This is a genomic window from Spirosoma rhododendri, assembly GCF_012849055.1.
Classification (GTDB): domain Bacteria; phylum Bacteroidota; class Bacteroidia; order Cytophagales; family Spirosomataceae; genus Spirosoma; species Spirosoma rhododendri.
This window is the reverse complement of sequence record NZ_CP051677.1, coordinates 5216316-5237458: the sequence shown is the minus strand read 5'-3', so window position 1 is coordinate 5237458 and position 21143 is coordinate 5216316. Positions and strand designations below refer to the sequence as shown.

The window sequence follows — 21143 nt, the reverse complement described above, 5'->3', positions numbered from 1 at the left end:
CGAACCGATAGACAGCACAGCACAAGGCGTAATTGGGCGGGCACAGGCATCGGAGTTGGAGGATTACTCGCTAAGCAAAGTAAAAAGGAGCCGTTGCCTACCTTTACGCCAATGGGTTGTGCGCGAAAACCGGAACATGATCGGGCTGGAAACCGCACCCTGCCAACGACAAACTGACTACCAATGCCTTTACGCTCGCAGGACTGGTTCGGCCGCACCGGAAAAGACGGCTTCATTTACCGCGCCTGGATGAAAAATCAGGGCTTTCCGCACCACGAATTTGAAGGAAAGCCCGTCATCGGAATCTGCAATACCTGGTCGGAACTGACGCCCTGCAACGCCCACTTCCGCGAACTGGCCGAAGCCATCAAGCGGGGTGTCTGGGAAGCAGGCGGCTTTCCGCTCGAATTCCCGGTGATGTCGCTGGGTGAGTGCCAGATCAAACCCACAGCCATGCTGTTTCGCAACCTGGCCAGTATGGACGTCGAAGAAAGTATCCGGGGCAACTCGCTCGACGGCGTGATCCTGATGTGCGGCTGTGACAAAACGACCCCGTCGCTGGTGATGGGCGCGTGTAGCGTCGACATTCCCACGATGGTTGTGTCGGGCGGGCCGATGCTGGCCGGTCGTTTTCAGGGACGTAAGATCGGTACGAGCGACCTGTGGCGGTTTGCCGAAGCCTTCAAAATGGGCGAGATGAGTCAGGCTGAGTTTGTGGCGGCTGAAGCGGGGATGGCCCGTTCGCAGGGGCACTGCGCCGTCATGGGAACGGCCTCTACGATGGCCGCCATGGTCGAATCGCTGGGACTGGCCCTGCCCGACAATGCCACGATCCCCGCTGCCGATTCGCGCCGGAAAGTGCTGGCCCACCTGACGGGTGCGCGCATGGTCGAGCTGGTACGCGAAGGCGTAACACCGTCGCAGCTACTGACGCGCAAGGCGTTTGAAAATGCGATTATGATCAACGCGGCCCTCGGCGGATCGACCAACTTTATTCTGCACCTGACGGCTATCGCGGGGCGCGTCGGTATCGAGCTGTCGCTGGACGATTTCGACCGGCTTTCGGCCCAAATCCCCCTGCTGACCAACCTGCAACCATCGGGTGAACATTTCGTAGAAGACCTGTTCTACGCCGGTGGCCTGCCCGCCGTGATCCGCGAACTGGAGAATTTCATCCATACCGACGCGCTGACAGTCAACGGCCATACCATCGGTGAAAACTGCGCCGACGCGCAATGCTATGACCCGGCTGTGATTGGTAGCGTTACAAAGCCGTTCAAACCGGAGTCGGGCATTGCTGTGCTGCGGGGCAACCTGTGCCCGAACGGGGCCGTGCTGAAACCGTCGGCGGCAACGCCCGCGCTCATGCAGCATACGGGCCGGGCGGTGGTGTTTGAAAACATCGACGATTACAAAGCCCGCATCGACGACCCCGCGCTCGACGTCGACCCCGATTGTGTGCTGGTGCTGAAAAACGTAGGGCCGAAGGGCTATCCGGGTATGCCCGAAGTGGGGAATATGCAGCTCCCCGCCAAAATTCTCGCGCTGGGTGTTCACGACATGGTTCGTATCTCCGACGGGCGGATGAGTGGTACGGGCTTCGGCACGGTGGTGCTGCACGTGTCGCCCGAATCGGCGGTTGGCGGCAACCTCGCCCTGGTGCAAAACGGCGATCAGATTACGCTCGACGTAACAAACCGCAGCCTGCATCTGCATGTATCGGACGAGGAACTGGCCGAGCGTCAGTCGCAATTTATCGCGCCTGATCTGGGCTACGGGCGGGGCTACGTGAACCTGTACATTCAGCACGTCACGCAGGCGCACGAAGGGGCCGACTTCGACTTTCTAAAAGGAGGCTCCGGCAGCATCGTTCGGCGCGATAGTCATTAATTTATTGACAGGATTACAGCCGGGCCGCCGGGCGGATTGACATGATTTTATAGAAGTGAGAAATCCTGTCAATCCGCCCGGCGGCCCGGCTGTAATCCTGTCAATAGAAGCTTTGTTGTCAATTGGCAGTAGTATGGTTGCTAAAAAGCAGTTACTTTTACTTAACTAGTTGAACCTATGGCTGCGATCCCCCGACAACAACAAAGCAGTTACCAACCCAGGCGCGCGTCTGGCTTTACGATCATTGAGCAGGCGCAGCAACGGGTTGGTACGCAACAGGCCGACCAACTGGCAAATCTGCTGGGTCTGACGTTTAAAGAACTAGCCCTTGTTCTTCAGATCGCCGAACGGACCCTGCATCGCTTTCGGAGCGAGGGACTACTGGATAGCCCATCGTCGGAGCGGTTGCTGTTGCTGGAAAATCTGGCCGCCCACGGGCTACTGGTGTTCGACGGGCGGACCGATGCGCTGGCCAACTGGTTACGCTACCCATTACGGGAGTTGAAAAATCAGCCACCACTTGCGTTGCTGAACACAATCAGTGGCTTTACGCTGGTTGACGACGTGCTGACCCGCATCGAATACGGAGTGTACGCCTGATGCTGGTTTATCGCTTATACAAAAGTGCGTACATCAATGATCCGCTGTCGGCCGAAGGCGCGCGCCGGGCTGGTGGGCGGTGGAATCCGAAGGGGGTTCCCATTCTGTATACGTCGGCCACGCCCGAACTGGCCCTACTGGAAATCATTGCGCACCTGAATCCGGCTTTTGTCCCCGCTTTTCAGTTGCTGGTATTGGAAATCCCAGACGGCCACCGGGCCGTGTCGATAACCGATCTACCGGTGGACTGGCAGGCCGAAACAGAGGTTGAATCAGTACAAGCCTATCTGGCTGACTGGCTGTCGACACCCAACGAGTTGACCGTGTCTGTGCCGTCTGCCATCGTCAGCCGGTCCCGCAATTATCTCATTCACATACTACATCCCGATTTTCGTACTGCCGTGCGGATCATTGAAAACATACCGTTTGCTATCGATACCCGCCTGTTATCGTAATCCTGTCCAGAAAAGTTACCGCTTTGCAACCTGGGCGCGGATACGGCTCAGCGAGGGGCCTTTGATACCCAGGTACGACGAAATATGGCCCAGCGATACGCGATTCAGAATGTCGGGGTGGTTATCGAGCAGGTCGATGTACCGTTCTTCGGCCGTCTGGGTCAGTAAACTTTCCGACCGACTCTGGTTGATCATGAAGTACTGCTCGGCCAATAACCGGCCGAAGTGCTCCCAGCCGTGAGATTGCGTGTAAAGCTGTAACAAACGATCATAGTCGATCACCAGTAGTTCGCAATCTTCGAGGGCTTCGATCAGGTAGGGGCAGGTTGTCTGGGTGAGCAGGCCCTTCAACGACGTCAGGAACGTGTGCTCTGCCAGAAAATACATGTTGTGTTCCTGATCGGTACGCGGGTCGACGTAGTACACCCGGAAGAGGCCTTTTAAAACAAAGCCAAGCTGCCGGCAGACGGAATTGGTAAACGTAAACAGGTCAGGGCGGGCCATGTGACGAACCTGCCAGAAAGGATCCGCCAGTTGCCTGTCGGCTTCGGACAGACCCGCAAATTGATAAAGGTGCTGGTGCAACACGGCTTGTTGAGCAGAAGTCATGTCAGGGAAAAGAATAGGGCTCGACGCTTTTTAACATAGGTGAAAAAACGGGCGGATAGGCGGCTTTACCTTTGAACCATCAATTTAACATAACACAAGCTAAACAGAGTTATGAAAATCGCACGTAAAGCGTCTGCACACTGGGCTGGTGCAGGCAAAGATGGCAAAGGTTCGCTGACAACTGACAGCACTGTTTTAAATAAAACTCAATATTCGTTCAACACTCGTTTTGAAGATGGTGTTGGTACGAATCCTGAAGAACTGGTTGCTGCTGCCCACGCTGGCTGTTTCGCCATGCAACTGGCCTTCAATATTCAGCAGGCTGGCTTTACGGCCGATACGCTGGACGTTCAGTGCACGATCACGCTGGAGGACGGAGCGATCACCAGCTCGAAGCTGAAACTCGACGCTGCGGTTCCGGGTCTCGACAAAGCGAAGTTCGACGAACTGGTTGACCACGCTGAACACAACTGCCCGATTTCGAAACTGTTCAACGCCGAAATCAGCGTTGAATCGACACTTGCTTAATCTACCGTAACCTGTGATAATAGCCTTTGATTTGGTGCCCGAGCATTGGGGAGTAGACTAGGCGGTCGAGGAGATAATGCCCGGCATCAAATCAGAAATTTACCCCCGTATCTAAGTGGTTAGCCTGAAGCGGATGGAGTTTACTCCGTCCGCTTTTTTTGTGCCCTACCGTACTGAATCTGCCCCATTGGATAAGGCCGGTATACGACGGGCTTGGCCCACAGCGTATTGAGAAATACCTTTGTCGCTTATTGTCTCGATCTGTGCTGTTGATTCGTTTCCTACTGTTTGCCCAACTGCTGATCGGCTGGGTGCTCCTTACCCCGCAGTCGGCCGATGCGGCTACTCTTGCCCATCGCCCACCACACGAACGCTCGCACGGGCGTACCGCGCCGAAAAAACGGGTTACTCACTCTGCCCTTCGCAAACCGGTACTCGGTAAGAACCGTAAGCAGCCCGGTCGGGGTAAACTCATTGTCAGGCGACAAACGGTCAAACTAAAAACAAAGAAAGGGCGTGTCGCCACCCGGATTCCAGCCCGACGAATCAGCAAATCAAAATCGTTGCGGGGAACGGTTTACTACCTGGCATCGGGCCACGGCGGCCCCGATCCGGGCGCGATCGGGCGGTATGGCCGGTTTCGGTTGGCCGAAGATGAATATGCCTACGACGTAACGATGCGGCTGGCGCAACTCCTTAAACAACAGGGGGCAACCGTGTACATGATGGTGCGCGACCCCAACGATGGCATCCGCAACGATGCCGTGCTGAAACTGGATAATGACGAGGTGTCGTATTCGGGGCAGCGCATTCCGCTGAATCAGCTCGCCCGGCTGAACCAGACAACGTCGGCCGTGAATCGGCTGTATGCCAGGCACAAAGGGGCGTATCAGCGGCTGGTAACGATCCACGTCGACAGTCGAAGCCGGGGGCAGATGATCGACGTATTTTTCTACCACCATGCCAACAGTGCCGTGGGCAAACGGTTAGCGGATCGTATTCATAAGCGATTTGCATCGAATTACCGGCGCTACCGGCCCAGTCGCCCGTACGTGGGTAATGTCAGCACGCGTAGCGAGTTGTACGTGGTGCGGAAAAGTCAGGCCCCAACGGTGTTTATCGAACTGGGGAATATCCAGAACCGACAGGACCAGAAACGATTTCTGCTGGCCAGCAACCGGCAGGCACTGGCTACCTGGCTGGCGCAGGGACTGCTGGACGACCACAACGCACAGTAAAACCCGGCCCCGCGTGGCTTAGTTGCCTGGGCGGTCTAAGCCAAGCCGTTTAGTTGAATTGATTGTGTTGTTCCCAACAGCATCCTGCTGTCGGAGCCGCGATAGCGGCTAAACTAGCCAACCGCACTTAGCCTACGGCTCCGACAGCAGGATGCTGTCGAGGACAACATAACAACTACGTTTCTTTTCTATGCTGACGAATGAATCGACGGCCGTGTCCCGGACGGCAATCATCACCGGGGCGGGTACCGGCATTGGTTTCGCCATCGCGCAGGCACTGGCCCGGCAGAGAACGCAGGTGCTGCTCAACGATTTTGACGCGGCATCGGCCGAAAACGCTGCGGAAACGATCCGGCAGGCGGGGGGCGTCTGTGAAGCCTGCCCCGGCGATGCATCGGACGTGGCTTTCGTGCAGCACATGGTCGATACCGCTGTCGACCGGTTCGGGTCGGTTGATATGGCGATAGCGAACGCGGGTATCACGGTTTTCGGTGATATTTTCACGACCACCCCGGAAGCCTTTCAGAAAATTGTTGATCTCAATCTGCGGGGTAGCTTTTTTCTGGCGCAGCGGGCGGCCATGCAGATGCGCAAACAGGCGAACACGTTGCGGGAGCGCGGGGGGCGTGTGCTGTTTATATCGTCGGTGGTGGGGCATATCGGTCATCCCGGCTTACCCGTCTACAGCATGACCAAAGCGGGACTGGAGATGCTGGTAAAGCAACTCGTTATCGACTTTTCGCCCCTCGGTATCACCGTTAACGCGATTGCGCCCGGTGCCACGCTGACCGAACGCACGCTCGACGATCCGGATTATATCCCCATCTGGTCGCGGATTACGCCGATGGGTCGGCCTGGCACGGTCGAGGATATTGCCAATGCCGCACTGTTTCTGCTGTCGCCCGCATCGGGTCAGATCACCGGGCAGAGTCTGGTAGTCGACGGAGGCTGGTCGAGCGTAGGTATTCCTCCGGTTTAAGGAGCGGTTAGGGAGGGTATCAATACTCAATAATCTGCCAGAAAATCCTTTTCCTAAATTCGTCTTAAATACGTTGTTAATCAGGTGTTTATACGGTGTTCGTGTGTGCTGGGAAGCGTTACTTTTGGGCTTTCCTTCCTCTACGAACCATGAACCGCTATTGTCTGACACTACTGTTGAGCCTGCCGCTTTGCCGGGTGATGGCTCAGGAATTTCCCGCCCATTTTTCGATGCCTGTCGAACTGGCGCAAGGCTTCGCTAAGCCCGATGGGCAGAACCCACTTTACCTGCTGACGCTACAGGCGGTGCCGCAGGTGACGCTCGTTCCCAAACGGCTTCGGCTGGGGGCTGTGCTGGGCGGCTTCTACCCGGCTACGCAGGTCGGTGTGCTGGCAGGCCCCCGGCTGACGCTGAAACTGCTGGAAGGGGGTACTATCCTGACGGCAACATCCTTCAACGTGCATCTGCTGGGTGAATACCTCTGGGCCACCGGCCCCGAAAACGGGCGTCGGCTGGTAGGGGGCGGGATCGGGCTGGGCAGTTCCGACCTGATAACCGTTGCGTTCAAACTGCACCGCGATCTCAGTCAGTCGTCGACCTGGTTTCAGGTGGCCATCGGCTACAATCTGGTGAAACCCCGCGCCCCGGTGCTGTGATGCAGTGGCCGACACAATGGGCCATTCGGCAAAATAGCTTACCCTTCCACTTCATAACCAACACCCAATCATGGCAAAAACAGCACTAGTAATCAGCGGGGGCGGCTCGAAAGGGGCGTTTGCCGTAGGCGCATTGTCGTACATACACACCCACGTGCGTCCCATCGATCAGTTCGATATTTACTGCGGCACCAGCACCGGGTCGCTGATTGTTCCGCTGGCGGCTATCGGCGAGCTGGATCTGCTCAAGCAGATTTACACCACAACCACCGAAGATCAGGTCCTGAACATCGGCGGCATCCTCAACCTGCTCCGGCAGGTGTCGCTCCACGACGCGTCGCCATTGAAGCATCTGATTGAAACCGTCGTGACGGCTGATCGGTATAATCGGTTGAAAAACAGCAATAAGCCGGTGTTTCTGGCTACGGTCTGCCTGCAAACGGAGCGCCTTACTTACTTCGCCACGCAGCCCGCCAACACCACACCCAACTACGACGTCCGTGCGATTCAGTCAGCGACCGACTTGCAGCGGGCCATGCTGGCGTCGTCGTGCCAGCCGGTATTTATGCAGCCCGTCGAATGGCGCCCGGGCAGCGTTCCGGTGCGGCAATATTCCGATGGGGGTGTGCGTGAACTGACGCCTTTCCAGGCGGCTGTTGACGGTGGAGCCGAGGTCATCATCTCGATCACCAACAGTCCGGTGCAGACGCCCGCCGACAATCAGCTGATCACGAGCGCACTGGGTATGCTGGGCCGGACGCTCGATCTGTTTTCGGAGGACGTCAACAACAACGACTACCGCCTGACCCGGCTATATAGTCAGACCAGCGTGTACCTGCAAAGCATCAGGCAGACCCTGCTGGCTCAGGGGGTATCGTCGGCCCTGATCGACGCTGCGTTTTCAAAGGGTACTAACCCGATAGCGGGTACGGCCCTGCGCCAGCTGATCGATATTCGCCCGGTCGACAAACTGGCGGAAGGCGGTCCCGGCGGTCTCACCTTCGACCCCGCCCTGATGCAGCAGATGTTCCAGAAAGGCATCACGGCCGCACAAGCCGCTTTCCCCCCGGTGCCGGTGGTGGCTTGATGTGAAAGAGCGAAAGAGTGATGGCGCCGGATGGTCGCTCTTTCACTCTTTTGCTCTTTCACTCTTTGAATTTCTCCCCAATGTAATCAGTACCACCCCGGCAAGGGCGATGAGCGCGCCGATGAGTGACTGGGTCGAGAAGAGTTCACCGGCGAAAAGCGAACCGAGCAGCATCGCCACGACGGGGTTAACGAATGCGTAGGTCGACAGTAACTGGGGTGGGGCATTACGGGCTAACCACGAATAAGCCGAGAAGCCGATGATGCTACCGAAAATGACCAGGTAGAGCATCGATCCGATGGCTTTGGGTGGGGCTACCAAGAGACTCCAGGGGGTTACCGGCTCAACAAGCAGGCTGATCCCCAGTAACACAAACCCACCCACTAGCATCTGTATACCGCTCGACAAGGCACCGCTGGGCAACGTCAGGCGGGGTGTCAGTAGTGTGCCGATGGCCCACGAAAAGTTACCGGCCACGACGAGTGATGACCCGATCAGGTTGGCCTGTGCTCCGCCCATCGACTGAAGCCGGTCGGGTTTTATCAGGAAGAATACGCCGATGAGTCCAAGCAGTAGTCCCATCAACGCCAGGTTAGTAGGGCGCTGCCGACCGAAGGAAATCCAGTTGAGACTAAGCAGAAAGACGGGTAGCATGCCCCCTAGCAGAGCCGCCACGCCCGTCGGGATGTACTGAATGCCCACCGTCAGGCAACCATTTGATATAGTCAGCAGCAGTACGCCGATGATCGATGCCGACCGCCATTCGGCGCGGGTAGCACGCGGGGTACCCGTCAGCCGGGCGTAGCTGTACAGAATCGTACCCGCAACGATATACCGCATCGACGCCATATAGAGCGGGGGCATCCGCTCGGTCATGAAGTGAATAAACAGGTACGTCGATCCCCACAGAATGTACACAGCCAGCAGGGCCGACCAGAGGGTTACGCGATTGGGAGATGGACTAAGTTGAGTAGAGGTTGCCTGCATCGGATAACGGGTAATACCCGGCTAACAGCCTTATCACCACTTTCTATCCAGCACGCGTAATTTTTTTGCGATAGTAGGTCATGTACATGTAGCCTGTAGTTGCGTAGCCTGGACCGGCCCGCGCCACGGTGGCCGCCGGCGCGGCTCCAGGTCCGGGTGGGCGCGGTAGCGACCAACAAAGCTGCCGCTGTAAACAGTTGCCCTGACGGGCACCCGGACGTGGATCGCACCGCGCCACGGTGGCCGGCGCACCGGTCCAGTCTACACTTCTACACAACTCAATAAAACACCTCGGTTTGGCGGGCCTGTAGCTGCTGAATCTGTGGCGCATACGGACTGCTCATCGCTTCCGAACCGAACAGTGGATTGCTGCCCAGATAGACCCGCTTGAGTGTCTTGATCGAGTTGAGCACCGTCGGAAACTCCTGTATGTTGTTGTTGTTCAGATCGAGTTCGGAGAGGGCGGGCAGGTCGGCCAGGATGGGCGGGGCTACCGTAATCCAGTTGTAACCCAGGTTGAGTACGCGCAGCGTGCGCAGTTGGCTGAACGTGGCCGGTAGCTGACTGATGCGGTTGTGGTGGGCGTATAGCTGCTGAAGGTGCCGTAGTCGCGCCAGTGCGGACGGTAACTCGGTCAGGTCATTGTGCGACAGAGCCAGTTGTTCGAGCCGTTTGAGTTTGCCCAGTTGCTTCGGCAGGGCCGTCAATTTGTTGTAATACAGATCAAGTACCGTCAGATGGCGCAACCGCTTTACCGACGATGGCAACGTGTTCAGGCCCGCGTTGTACAGATTCAGGTCGGTGAGCCGACGCAGGCGATGCAGCGGTTTGGTATTGAACTCGTTCAGGTTGTTGTTGCCCATCCACAGACTTTCCAGTCGCCGGTTCAGTCGCACCGATGCCGGAATGCGCGTGAGCAAATTGCCCTGAAGTGTAAGCGCCCTGAGGTGGGTGTTTTTGGTGAAGAAGACGCTGTCGTCGGGAATGGCATTGTGAAGCACAGTCAGCCGACGGAGCCGGGGTAGGTCGGCTGTCAGGCGGGCCGGTAACTGAGTCAGCGCATTGCGCGATAGGTCGAGTTCTTCAAGATTTGGGAAGCGGTACACTTCGTCGGGAATGCGGGTCAGGTCAAGCTGGTTGAGGGCTACTACTTTGACGGTGTCGGGGCGGGTTGTTTGCCGGGCGGCAGCCAGCGAGTTGATAACCCCCGGCCCCCGGTGAACGGTACGCTTGGGTTTGGGCGTACCCACCTGCGTGTAGTGCTGCTGCCAGAAACCGGCTTTTGTTTTCAGCGGAAACGGATTCGCTGCATACCAGTCGGCTATCAGGCTAAGTAATGCTATTTCCTGTTCGCTGGTCAGCGTATCGCTCGAAAACTGGCAGAATACCCGGTCGTAGGTCCCGTCGGGATTCACGAACTCCTGCGTTTCTACCCCAATGCCCTGTACGGGGATTCGTTTCTTTCGTGCGTCCATGAATCGGTAAAAGCGTTGGCTCAGCGCATTTACCGTATCGAAATACTGTCTCGGCCGACCCGTAAAAACTGCCTTCGGGCGCTCTTTTTCCGTTTTGGCGAGTGCCTGTGGGTAGCGTTGCCGTAAGTCGTGGGGGGAGACGCCCAGCCGGATTGTATCGCGTAGTAGCGCAATGCGATCCTGTGCCTGACCAACGTCGATCAACACCAGCAGCAACAGGCAAAGTAGTATCGATTTCATAGCACAACGAAAAGTTTAGTTCCAAGATGCTGTTGCCTGCGGATTTCCACAACTTATCAGAAAAAGAAACCTGAATACGTGTGGAACGTAGTGAGTATACGGCGTTCGATCAAAGATTAATCGCTATTTAATTGGTATTGAAAGGGTCTTAAATTTTGATGTAAAAAATTGATTTTCAGCGAGTTGTTTCAATGAATTTTGTTTTTGTTCAACAAGTTTTCCTGGCGGAACCTCGTCATCAGTGGGTCGCTACAAACATTTAATTTCAAAAGGCTTTTGTCAACGTAATGAGCACTTGTGCTTACCAATTTACTCAATGTTAATCACTGAAATCGTATATGGAATTCGCCGAGAAATTTCTACCAACCGCCGGGCTCGTGGGCATACTGCCGATGATCACCTGGTTTTCGATGCTTGTTGCCTTTTACGCCTTTGTTGGCAACGTCATTTTTGCGGTTATGAGCCGAAGCAGTGTCGCGCCTGAGCATCGCGTGTCCCGTAATTACACGGCAATTATCGCGGCCATAGCAGGTATTTCGTATTTCCTGATTCAGGACTACTACAAAGACATGCTTCATGAACTGGCCGCCATCGATAATGAAGAAGCGCGGGGCGCGTTGCTTCGAACGTCTTACAATGCCATCGGGCAATTACGGTACATGGACTGGCTCATCACAACCCCGCTGCTGCTGCTGAAAATGACGGCTATGCTCAAAGTGCATTACCGCAAGTATCGGGGGCTGATCAATATGCTGCTGCTGGCCGACGTGTTTATGATTGTAACGGGCTATATCGGTGAGCAGCAACTGACGCCCGACAACGAAATTCTTGTCGCGCCCAAACTGATCTGGGGAGCAATTTCGACGATTGGCTACGTCGTCGTCGTGTATATTCTCTACAAGATCTGGCGTGACTGTAGTACGGAATCACATGTGAAGGAGCCGGAGCGCTGGGCTTACAAGGTGATGGGAATTATGGTTGTGACGTTCTGGGGCGTGTACCCGATCGGCTACATTCTGACGGCCGTTACCAACATCGACACCAACTGGATTCACCTTTCGTTTTCCATCGCCGACATAATCAATAAAGTTGGCGTAGGCGCCATCGCTTATCAGGCAGCCGATGCCATACTGGAAGAACGGCTGCCCATGGAAAGTACCGCGCCATACCGCTCGGTTAGCTAACAGTGATTTTTCAGTTAACAAAAACGGCGTTAGTAAGAAACCGACGCCGTTTTTGTTAACTGAAAAATCACTGTTAGCTCTTTCTGCCACCAACTGCCGATGCGGGCTGCCTGGCGATTACTTCTTTGACGGCCTTTGGGTAGGGCACGAAAAAAGCCGGAGCAGTGCCCCGGCTTTTGTACTTTGTATAGACTGTAACTAAGGTTACATATCGGCTACCTGCTTACGGATTTCGTCCTGCGTCTTGCCGGTTTTTTCTTTCAGTTTGCCCCACATTTCGTCTTCCTTACCATCGGCATAGGTAAGATCGTCGTCGGTCAGGTCGGCATAAGCCTGTTTGATTTTACCTTTCAATTGATCCCAAAGGCCGCTTGCTGTTGTCTCGTTCATGGTCGTAGTGTTTTATGAATGACTGGCCAGTCGTTCGACTGACTGCATGATTATAACTATGCCGGGACGGAATTGTTTTGAGCGATGTGAGATGTAACTGAATTTGCTTCCCGGTTGATGCCATACAGTATTCCCGCCGATGAGGTGGTGTAACCGACGAAGTACAGCCCCCGCAGATCGGGCTCGGCAAACCAAAGGCGTTTGGGATAGCCCCGTTCGTTGAGTATCCGCCGGGACAGGTCAGCCCCGAGCAAGTCGCCAAGACCGGGCCGGTAGCCCGTAGCCAGCACGATAGCATCGAAGGGGAGCTCCTGCCCGTCGGCGAACGTGACGGTGCGGGCGTTGACCTGCTCAATCGCGGGCACAACCCTGATCTCGCCCGACTTGATTTTATCGATAGTGCCGACGTCGATAACCGGAATTTTGCCCCGGCGTATGTCGTACGAAGCAGGATGCGTCGGCTTGCCGAGGCCGTAGGGCGACAGGTCGCCGATTGTCAGTCGCTGCGACACACCCGACACCAGATCGTAGAACCAGTTGGGGAAGCGACTCATGAAAATAGCTGTCGGCTGGGTGGGTCGCCCAAATGAATCCCGCTGGGCGACGTTTACTGGGCCGCGCACCGAGATAACCGGCCGGGCACCGTAGTCGAGCAGGTCGAGCGCGAGTTCAGCACCCGTATTGCCCATACCGACAACGAGCACGTTTTCGTCGCGGAAGGGTGCGCCGTTGCGGTACTCGTAACTGTGCCATACAATACCCCGGAAGTTGCGCTGACCGGGCAGGTCGGGAATGTTGGGTACGCGGTTGTAGCCCGCTGCCACTACGACACGTTCGGCGGTAAACGTATCGGTCTGCGTCTGCACGATCCAGCCCGCCGTGGCCTGCCGGATACTGACGACCCGCTGATTGAACTGCGGCTGTATCTTGAAATGAGCCGCGTACTGCTCCAGATATTCGACCACCTGTAGGCGCGACGGATACGTGGGGTAGCTGGCCGGGAACGGGAAATGGGGGAGGGCGGAGTATTCTTTAACCGTGTGCAACTGTAGCCGGTCGTAATGCTGCCGCCAGCTGTAGCCCACGTACTCACTGGCTTCAATAATCGTGAACGGCAGATTCCGGTGGGCCAGTTCTCCCGCCACCGCCAGCCCCGCCGGTCCCGCTCCGATGATGAGGGTGTGCATTTTTATAGAGTTTTAAAGTTATAGAGTTGGATAGTTATAAAGTTGCTACCGCGTCAGCCCATCCGGCATTAGCCAGTATGCGCCTGCAACTATACAACTCTATAACTATACAACTTTAAAACTTTATTTTACCCGCGTCCAGACCTGGGTTTTGCCGAGCAGGGAGATACCGACGTAGCCGCGCACGTTGAGGGTGTTGGGGTCGGTGAGTGTCATTTTGCAGTTGTATTCCTTACCGTCTTCGGGGTTGTAAATCTTACCGTCGCTCCAGACGTTGTCGCCGTCGTATTTGAAATTGTACATCAGCGGCATGTTCATCATTGGCCGCGACCGTTTCGAGGGATCGGTGTTTTTCTCGTCGGTGCGGGGCTTACCGGTAGTCGGATCGTTGGGTTGTCCCAGCCAGACCAGTTTGCCAAAATAGGTGCCGCCTTTCTTGTAGATTTCGACGTGACCTTTCTTGGTGCCGTTAAGCCAGGTGCCCAACACGGCGTCGGGGTTATCGGCTTTGGGAGCGAAGCTGGTCAGCGATGTGAGCAGGAAAGCGAGTGCAACGAAGGGCAGGATGAAGCGTCGTCCGTTCATAGAAATAAACATTGGTTTTTTTGTACTAAACGCAAATATGTAGCCTGTGATTACACGGACGCGGAATCTAGCCGGAAATTTTGCGGTTCGTACTTCATAGTTTCCGGTTTTCAGTATACAGTTTACGGTGGTCCGCCGAAAATCGTGTTCTGAAACCGAAAACTGAAAACCGTATACCGAAAACCAGCGAAGTTATGTTTCGACTTGATCCAGGCCGCCATTACCCGACCGAAACCGAATCGCGGGTTATCATCCGTTTTCAGGATTGCGACCCCCTGCAACACCTCAACAACGCCAAGTACTTCGATTACTATTTCAACGCCCGCGAAGATCAGGTAGCCAAACTCTACGATTTCAATCCCGGTCAGATGTTCCACGAATTGCGGACGAGCTGGGTCGTGTATCAGCATCAGATCGCGTACATCCGGCCCGCGCTGGTCAGTGAGTGGATTCGGATATCGTCGCGGCTGATTTACCATAACGACGATACCACCGTTACGGAGTTTTACATGACCGACGACGCCCGGACGCACCTCAAAAACGTGCTCTGGACCGTCTCGAAATATGTCAGCGTCGAAACGGGCAAACGCGTACCCCATGAGCCGGTCATTCAGGATTTCCTGAAAGCTACGGAGCTACCCAACGTCGATTACCCGCATATCGCTTTCAACGACCGCATCAAAGCCATCAAGCAGCAGGTGTTGAGTGGCGTGGTGGTGTAGAGGGGTTGGGGTTTTCCCTCACGGCAGCGGCCGACCGTCCCAACCCCTCTCCCAAAACGGGAGAGGGGCTTCTGCTTACTCCGAGTCATGGCTGGGTGTTGATAGTAGAGTAGGATTTGAATCAATACACAAGCTGCGTATAGAAAAAAGCCCCTCTCCCGTTTTGGGAGAGGGGTTGGGACGGTCGGCCGCTGCCGTGAGGGTATCCAGCCACATGCCGCTCATCATATGTCCCGCAAGCCCTGCCTGTTTTTGTCGTATTTTGCGGGGAAACTCATTCTAACCCGCCTTATGTTACGTCATCAACAACTTGCCTTAACGGGACTGTGGCTGGGCGTGGCGGCTGTCTCGGTCGTTGCACAGCCAGCCCCGTCTAAAATGACCCGCGTTTCTATGCATCAGAATCCCTTTTTGCAGCCGTACACGACACCCCATCAGACGGCTCCCTTTGACAAAATTACCACCGACGATTACATGCCAGCCCTGAAAGAAGGGCTGAAGCAGGCTCGCAAAGAAGTCGACGCCATTACGAAGAATAAGGCCGAACCCACGTTCGAGAATACCATTCTGGCGCTCGAACGTTCCGGCGACCTGCTGGGTAAAGTGACGTCGGTGCTGTTCAACCTCAACAGTGCCGAAACCACGCCCGATCTGCAAAAAATCGTGAAAGAAGCGTCGCCGTTATTGACCGAATACGGTAATGACGTGACGTTGAATCAGAAGCTGTTCGCCCGTATCAAGTCAGTATATGACCAGCGGGCCAGTCTGAAACTCGATCCGGAAAGCAGTATGCTGCTCGAAAAGGCGTACAAACGCTTTGCCCGCAACGGGGCCAATCTGGACGATAAAGGCAAAGAGCGGCTGCGGACAATCGATAAGGAACTGTCACAACTGTCGCTTCAGTTCGGCGAAAACGTGCTGAACGAAACCAACGAGTTCTCGATGGTCGTTACCGATCCGAGCGAACTGGCGGGCCTGCCCGACTACGCGCTCGAAGCGGCCAAAGCGACGGCGAAACAGCAGGGTAAAGAAGGCGAATCCACGCCGGGCTACGTTTTCACCCTACAGGCTCCCAGCTACGGGCCGTTTATGCAGTACGTCGACAAGCGGGAACTGCGTAAAAAGCTGTACATGGCGTTTAACGGGCGCGGTTTCCACGGCGACAAAAACGACAACCAGGACATCATCAAAAAGATAGTTGACCTGCGCTACGAACGGGCCAATCTGCTTGGTTATCAGACCCACGCCGACTTTGTGCTGGAAGAAAGCATGGCTGGTTCGCGGGCCAAGGTGCAGAGCTTCCTCGATGAACTGGTTGGCTACGCGCGCCCGGCCGCCGAGAAGCAGCTTGCCGAACTAACGACTTACGCCAAAGCCCACGGCTTCGCGGAAGACAAGCTACAGGCGTGGGACAACAGCTACTATGCCGAGAAGCTGAAGAAGGAAAAATACGACCTCGACGACGAAACGCTGAAGCCGTATTTCAAACTCGACAACGTGCTCGACGGTGCGTTTATGGTCGCCAATAAGCTATACGGTATCACGTTCAAGGAGCGCAAAGACATCCCGGTTTATAATCCCGAAGTCCGCACCTTCGACGTGTTCGACAAAGACGGTAAGTTTGTGTCGGTGTTCTACGGCGATTATTTCCCCCGCACCGGGAAGCGCAGCGGTGCCTGGATGAACGACATTCAGGGGCAGAAAATCGAGAACAACCAGAACATCCGCCCGCAGATCGTCAACGTCTGCAACTTCACGAAGCCAACCGAGAGTAAGCCCTCGCTACTGACGTTCAGCGAAGTAACGACGCTGTTTCACGAGTTCGGCCACGGGCTGCACGGGATGCTGGCTAACGGTACGTACGAAAGCCTGAGCGGTACTAACGTACCCCGCGACTTTGTTGAGTTGCCTTCGCAGGTGATGGAAAACTGGTGCTATGACCCCGAAGCGCTGAAACTGTTCGCCAAACATTACCAGACCGATGAAGTGATTCCGAACGAGCTGATCGAGAAGATCCGCGCCAGCCAGAACTTTCTGGCGGGTCTGGCGAATATGCGGCAACTGCGGTTTGGTCTGGTGGACATGTATTACCACGGGCAGAAGCCGACCGGCGAAAGCATCACGGACGTCGAAAGCCGGGTCGATTCAGTCGCGAATCTGTTCCCACGCGTCGATGGCGTAGCGTTCAGCCCGGCCTTCTCGCACATCTTCGCGGGCGGTTATTCGGCGGGTTACTACAGCTACAAATGGAGCGAAGTACTCGACGCCGACGCCTTCGAGTTTTTCAAGGAGAAAGGTGGGCTGGACAACAAAGCCGCTGCCGACAGCTTCCGCAAAAACGTACTGGAAAAAGGCGGCAGCGAACGCCCGATGGAACTCTACAAGAAGTTCCGGGGTCGCGAACCGTCGCCCAAAGCCATGCTTCGCCGGAGCGGATTGATTCTGTAACATCCGCTTCGCGTAACCCAAACGAGGTGCCTGAAAAGGCACCTCGTTTGCTGTAAAATAGATCACACTTTCTCAACGCCTATGAGTCAACGTTTCCTTGTCCTTCTACTGCTACTTTTTTCACTAACTGCTCAGGCGCAGGACGCATCGCTGTTTAAGCCCGACTCGGTGCGTACGGCTATCGAAGCGACGCGGATCAACGGTACGCTGCGCGTCGATGGGCGGCTCAACGAAGCCGACTGGCAGCTGGCTAAACCGTCGCCCCGCTTCACGCAGATCGAGCCGTTTCAGGGGGCAAAGCCCAATAACCGGACCGACGTTCGGGTGCTATATAACCGGCAGTACCTGTACTTCGGTATCGTTGCCCACGATTCGCTGGGGCGACGGGCAATCCGGGCCACCGACTTTCGGCGGGACTTCGATACGGAATCCCACGATCAGGTGGGGCTGTCGTTTGATGGCTTCAACGACCGGCGTAACGCGATGGCGTTGCTGACGAACCCGTACGGCGTGCAGCGTGACCTGCTGGCCTTCGACGACCTTTATTATGATGTCGACTGGGATGGACTATGGCGGGTGCGAACGGCGCGGACCGATTCGGGCTGGGTGGCCGAAATCGCCATTCCGTGGCAGACCCTGCGCTACCCCGGCACCACTGACACCCTACAGAACTGGGGGTTTAACCTGTATCGCAATCGCCGACTGACCAATGAGATTACCGCGCTTTCGCCGTATCCGCGTTCGTTTAGTTCATTGCGGATGGAGTATGCCGGGCTACTGAAGAAACTGCAACCGCCCCCGCCCCGGCCCAATATCCGCATTCAGCCCTACCTACTGGCGTCGTATGACCGCTACCAGAATTTCGACCCCGGCATACGGCCTGAAGCGGCACGTGTGAAAGTGGGTGGTGAGCTGAAATGGGCCATCAGCCCCAACGCTGTTCTTGACCTGACAACGAATACCGACTTCGCGCAGGCCGATGCCGATCGGGAGGTGAATAACGTCACGCGCTTCTCGGTTTTCTTCCCCGAACGGCGGCAGTTTTTTCTCGAAAATGCGTCGTTGTTTGGCGTGGGAGCCCGGCCGGGCGACGACGGATCAGGTGGAAGCATGCGGATTCAGCCGTTTTTCAGTCGCCGGATTGGGCTGGACGATTCCGGAAACCCGATCCCGATTGACACCGGTGGGCGGTTTGTGTACCGTTCGCTACGTCGTAACTACGGGGCTATGCTGATTCGTCAGCGTGGTGTCGATGATACACCCGCAACCAATTTTTTCGTTGGCCGCTACTCGCAGAATTTCGGCAGACAGAACCGCTTCGGTGCCCTGATGACCGTCCGCAACCGACCCGACGGCACAAATATTGTCAGTGCCGTCGATGGGTTTTTCCGGCTGGGCGAAGCGCATTCGGTCAACACGATGGCCATTCACTCGGCTACGACGTCAACCGGGCAGCAGGGGTTCGCGGGCTTTGCCCAGTATCAGTACACCAGTAATCAGTTTAAAATCTGGTGGACGGAGTCGGTTGTCACGGCGACATTCAACCCGGAAGTCGGGTTTGTATCACGCAACGACGTTGTCGGGACGACGCCCGGCGTAAACTGGTACTACCGAGGTAATAAATTACCATTCCGGCGCTGGATTCGGGCGTTTGAACCGGGTTTCCTGCCCGAAATTTACCATCAGGCATCGACCGGTCAACTGATCGAGCGTCAGTTTACCCTGTTTCCGTTCTGGCTGAATCTGCAAAATGGAGGCTTTATTGGCTACGGCTTCAGCCCGACGCTGCAACGGCTGACGGACGCGTTCGAGCCGCTGGGTATCACCATTCCGGCGGGGGAATACCGCTACACCCGGCACCTGCTGTTTCTACAAACCGATCCGTCGAAGAAGATCAATGCGTTTGCGCAGGGCGAGTGGGGGACGTATTTCGATGGGTCGCTGCAATCGTTTACGGGGCAGCTTCAGTTTGCCCCCATCCCGCACCTATCGTTTATGAGCCGGATCAACGTAAACCGATTCCGGGAGGTGGGCGATGCCAACGTTAGTGCGACGGTGAATCTGTACGCGCTGGAGGGGCGGCTGGCGCTCAACCCCCGGCTGCAACTGATCGGCTTCTACCAGAAAAATTCGGAAAGCAGCTCCAGCAATTATAACATCCGGCTGTCGTGGGAGTACCAGCCGCTGTCGTTTTTGTATCTGGTGCTCAACCATCGCAATACGGCCACGACCTTGCCCAGCCTGAACCGGATCGAAGACCACGCCATTGCTAAGTTGAGTTACCTGCGGCAGCTATGAATAAGTTTAAGGGTTAATGTTCAATGTTTAAAGTTCTAGAGCAGTAGCCAACTTTAAACATTGAACATTAACCCTTAAACTTATTATCCCTGCTTCGTCAGCTGAATGTTCATTACCAGACGAACATCGTCACTGAGAACAACGCCACCAGCTTCGGTAATGCCATCCCAGGTCAGGTCAAATTCTTTCCGTTTGATGGTGCCGGTTACCTCAAAACCTGCTTTGGTCTGCCCGTAGAAATCGCCCATCTGACCGCCGTATTCAGCTTTCAAAGTGACGGGTTTCGTAACGCCGTGCAGGGTCAGGTTGCCGCGCAGATCGTACGTGTCGTCGCCGGTTTTGGTCATGCCGGTCGATTCAAACGATAGCTTTGGGAACTGCTCCGCGTCGAAGAACTCACCCGATTTCAGGTGGCCGTCGCGCTGTTCGTTGCCCGTGCTGATGCTGTTGATGTCGGCCGAGAACTGAATCTGGGCGTCTTCAAAATCGTCACCGGCCATTTCAACCGTGCCTTCGTACTGGCTGAACGATCCCGTGACGGTCGACACCATCAGGTGTTTTACTTTAAACTGAACTTCTGAATGCAGGGGGTCGATGACCCATTTGGTGGCTGCTTGTGCTTCCATGGCGTTGTATTGGTTAAATGACTACAGGTATATTTAATGTATATACATGTAATATGGGCGAATGGTTCAGAAGCGCTGTATAAAGTTTTCAGTACGTGAACATGGCCGAGAAATAGGCGCTTTTGCTACCTCAGCAGCGCGCGCAGGGCCGTTTCATCGCGGAAGCCGATTTGCCGGTCAACGAGTTTGCCGTTACGGAAAAGCAGCAGCGTGGGTAGTTCATCGACCTGATAAGCCGTCATAAATGCCTTTTCGGTGTCGGCGTTGACTTTAATGATTGTCGCTTGGCCGGTCAATTCCTGTTGCAGCTTCTCGACGGTTGGGGCCATTTTCTTGCACGGGCCGCACCAGGGCGCGTAAACGTCGACCATCACGAGCGGTTGCTTCCGAATCAGGCTGTCGAAACGGGCGGTGGGCCACTCCGCCTGCGCTGTCGAGCGGGCTACACCAGCTACCGGCATCATTTTCGATGACCATTTCAGGTAACCGCCACGCAGTTCGTGCACATCCGTATACCCCAGTTGGCGCAGCTTTTCGACGGCCCCTTTGCTGCGCCCGCCCGACAGGCAGTAGACGAACACGGGTTTTGTCTTGTCGAGCTGGCTGAGTGCCTGCGTAAAGTCGGGGCGCTGCGAGTTGATGTTGACCGCGTCGGGCAAATGCCCGTCCGCAAACTCAGCGGGTGTCCGTACATCGATTAATTGTGCCTGTGGGCTCTGCGTCAACTGCGTGGCGAAGGTGTCGACGGAAACGGTTTGTGCCTGACTGAAGCAGGCAATGCAGGACAGAATCAGCAGATGAATGTAGCGCATAGAGGAAGTAATTGGCTGTTGGTAGTCAGAATGTACCGTTGAAACGTACCGGTTTATGACCGTTGACATTGGTCAATAAACCTTGAACGGTTTACCAAAAATAAGCACTTTTGCCCCCCGGTTTTTGTTTTATTTACAGACTAAATC

The 21143-nt window shown here is 55.6% G+C and carries 20 protein-coding genes; 12 read left to right on the top strand and 8 right to left on the bottom strand.

Translation table 11 applies throughout. From position 1 onward, the window contains the following. Positions 1-183 precede the first annotated feature (183 nt). The 3 genes from HH216_RS21820 (at position 184) to HH216_RS21810 (ending at position 2945) form a co-directional block, all read left to right on the top strand. Positions 184-1890 (top strand): IlvD/Edd family dehydratase, encoded by a 1707-nt coding sequence (locus HH216_RS21820; RefSeq protein ID WP_169552782.1) that lies wholly within the window; start codon positions 184-186, stop codon positions 1888-1890. Between the two features lie 177 nt (positions 1891-2067). Beyond that, positions 2068-2490 carry a type II RES/Xre toxin-antitoxin system antitoxin gene (gene parS / locus HH216_RS21815; RefSeq protein ID WP_169552781.1) on the top strand — a complete coding sequence of 141 codons (423 nt, stop codon included), beginning with the start codon at positions 2068-2070 and terminating at the stop codon, positions 2488-2490. Next, a complete protein-coding gene (locus HH216_RS21810) occupies positions 2490-2945 on the top strand; it encodes an RES family NAD+ phosphorylase (RefSeq protein WP_169552780.1) in 456 nt (151 codons plus the stop codon). The genes parS and HH216_RS21810 overlap by 1 nt, the downstream gene beginning before the upstream one ends. A 15-nt stretch (positions 2946-2960) precedes the next feature. On the opposite strand, the gene HH216_RS21805 is transcribed toward HH216_RS21810, so the two are convergent. Further along, positions 2961-3554: a Crp/Fnr family transcriptional regulator gene (locus HH216_RS21805; RefSeq protein WP_169552779.1), complete on the bottom strand. Its 594-nt coding sequence runs from the start codon at positions 3552-3554 to the stop codon at positions 2961-2963. Positions 3555-3665: 111 nt separating this feature from the next. On the opposite strand from HH216_RS21805, the gene HH216_RS21800 reads away from it, so the two are divergent. The 5 genes from HH216_RS21800 (at position 3666) to HH216_RS21780 (ending at position 8042) form a co-directional block, all read left to right on the top strand. Then, complete coding sequence (locus HH216_RS21800) at positions 3666-4082, top strand: OsmC family protein (protein WP_169552778.1); 417 nt, start codon at positions 3666-3668, stop codon at positions 4080-4082. Between the two features lie 263 nt (positions 4083-4345). Beyond that, positions 4346-5320 carry an N-acetylmuramoyl-L-alanine amidase family protein gene (locus tag HH216_RS21795; protein WP_408641745.1) on the top strand — a complete coding sequence of 325 codons (975 nt, stop codon included), beginning with the start codon at positions 4346-4348 and terminating at the stop codon, positions 5318-5320. A gap of 190 nt (positions 5321-5510) precedes the next feature. After that, positions 5511-6299: an SDR family NAD(P)-dependent oxidoreductase gene (locus tag HH216_RS21790; RefSeq protein WP_169552777.1), complete on the top strand. Its 789-nt coding sequence runs from the start codon at positions 5511-5513 to the stop codon at positions 6297-6299. A gap of 149 nt (positions 6300-6448) precedes the next feature. After that, a complete protein-coding gene (locus HH216_RS21785; RefSeq protein WP_169552776.1) occupies positions 6449-6955 on the top strand; it encodes a hypothetical protein in 507 nt (168 codons plus the stop codon). Positions 6956-7025: 70 nt separating this feature from the next. Continuing rightward, on the top strand, positions 7026-8042 hold the full coding sequence (locus tag HH216_RS21780; RefSeq protein WP_169552775.1) for a patatin-like phospholipase family protein: 1017 nt from the start codon (positions 7026-7028) through the stop codon (positions 8040-8042). 42 nt (positions 8043-8084) lie between these two features. On the opposite strand, the gene HH216_RS21775 is transcribed toward HH216_RS21780, so the two are convergent. Together HH216_RS21775 and HH216_RS21770 are read right to left on the bottom strand one after the other, a co-directional pair. Then, positions 8085-9029, bottom strand: a complete 945-nt coding sequence (locus HH216_RS21775) for an EamA family transporter (RefSeq protein WP_169552774.1) — start codon at positions 9027-9029, stop codon at positions 8085-8087. Positions 9030-9307: 278 nt separating this feature from the next. Continuing rightward, the gene (locus HH216_RS21770) at positions 9308-10744 is read right to left on the bottom strand and encodes a leucine-rich repeat domain-containing protein (RefSeq protein WP_169552773.1); all 1437 of its coding nucleotides are present in this window, start codon (positions 10742-10744) and stop codon (positions 9308-9310) included. A gap of 338 nt (positions 10745-11082) precedes the next feature. On the opposite strand from HH216_RS21770, the gene HH216_RS21765 reads away from it, so the two are divergent. Then, positions 11083-11928 carry a bacteriorhodopsin gene (locus HH216_RS21765; protein WP_169552772.1) on the top strand — a complete coding sequence of 282 codons (846 nt, stop codon included), beginning with the start codon at positions 11083-11085 and terminating at the stop codon, positions 11926-11928. Positions 11929-12132: 204 nt separating this feature from the next. On the opposite strand, the gene HH216_RS21760 is transcribed toward HH216_RS21765, so the two are convergent. From HH216_RS21760 to HH216_RS21750, 3 genes are all read right to left on the bottom strand, one after another. Then, the gene (locus HH216_RS21760) at positions 12133-12318 is read right to left on the bottom strand and encodes a CsbD family protein (RefSeq protein ID WP_169552771.1); all 186 of its coding nucleotides are present in this window, start codon (positions 12316-12318) and stop codon (positions 12133-12135) included. A gap of 56 nt (positions 12319-12374) precedes the next feature. Then, complete coding sequence (locus HH216_RS21755; RefSeq protein WP_169552770.1) at positions 12375-13505, bottom strand: flavin-containing monooxygenase; 1131 nt, start codon at positions 13503-13505, stop codon at positions 12375-12377. 123 nt (positions 13506-13628) lie between these two features. After that, positions 13629-14102 carry a DUF2147 domain-containing protein gene (locus HH216_RS21750; protein ID WP_408641744.1) on the bottom strand — a complete coding sequence of 158 codons (474 nt, stop codon included), beginning with the start codon at positions 14100-14102 and terminating at the stop codon, positions 13629-13631. A 182-nt stretch (positions 14103-14284) separates the two neighbouring features. On the opposite strand from HH216_RS21750, the gene HH216_RS21745 reads away from it, so the two are divergent. The 3 genes from HH216_RS21745 (at position 14285) to HH216_RS21735 (ending at position 19558) form a co-directional block, all read left to right on the top strand. After that, entirely contained in the window at positions 14285-14812 is a 528-nt protein-coding gene (locus HH216_RS21745) for an acyl-CoA thioesterase (protein WP_169552769.1), read from the top strand. 393 nt (positions 14813-15205) lie between these two features. Next, on the top strand, positions 15206-17260 hold the full coding sequence (locus tag HH216_RS21740) for a M3 family metallopeptidase (RefSeq protein ID WP_169553475.1): 2055 nt from the start codon (positions 15206-15208) through the stop codon (positions 17258-17260). An 81-nt stretch (positions 17261-17341) separates the two neighbouring features. Beyond that, positions 17342-19558 (top strand): carbohydrate binding family 9 domain-containing protein, encoded by a 2217-nt coding sequence (locus tag HH216_RS21735; RefSeq protein ID WP_169552768.1) that lies wholly within the window; start codon positions 17342-17344, stop codon positions 19556-19558. Positions 19559-19641: 83 nt separating this feature from the next. Here HH216_RS21735 and HH216_RS21730 read toward each other — a convergent pair whose 3' ends face one another. Beyond that, positions 19642-20184, bottom strand: coding sequence for a YceI family protein (locus HH216_RS21730; RefSeq protein ID WP_169552767.1), 543 nt, complete (start codon positions 20182-20184; stop codon positions 19642-19644). A 125-nt stretch (positions 20185-20309) separates the two neighbouring features. Next, positions 20310-20996 carry a thioredoxin gene (gene trxA, locus HH216_RS21725; protein ID WP_169552766.1) on the bottom strand — a complete coding sequence of 229 codons (687 nt, stop codon included), beginning with the start codon at positions 20994-20996 and terminating at the stop codon, positions 20310-20312. Positions 20997-21143: the final 147 nt, after the last annotated feature.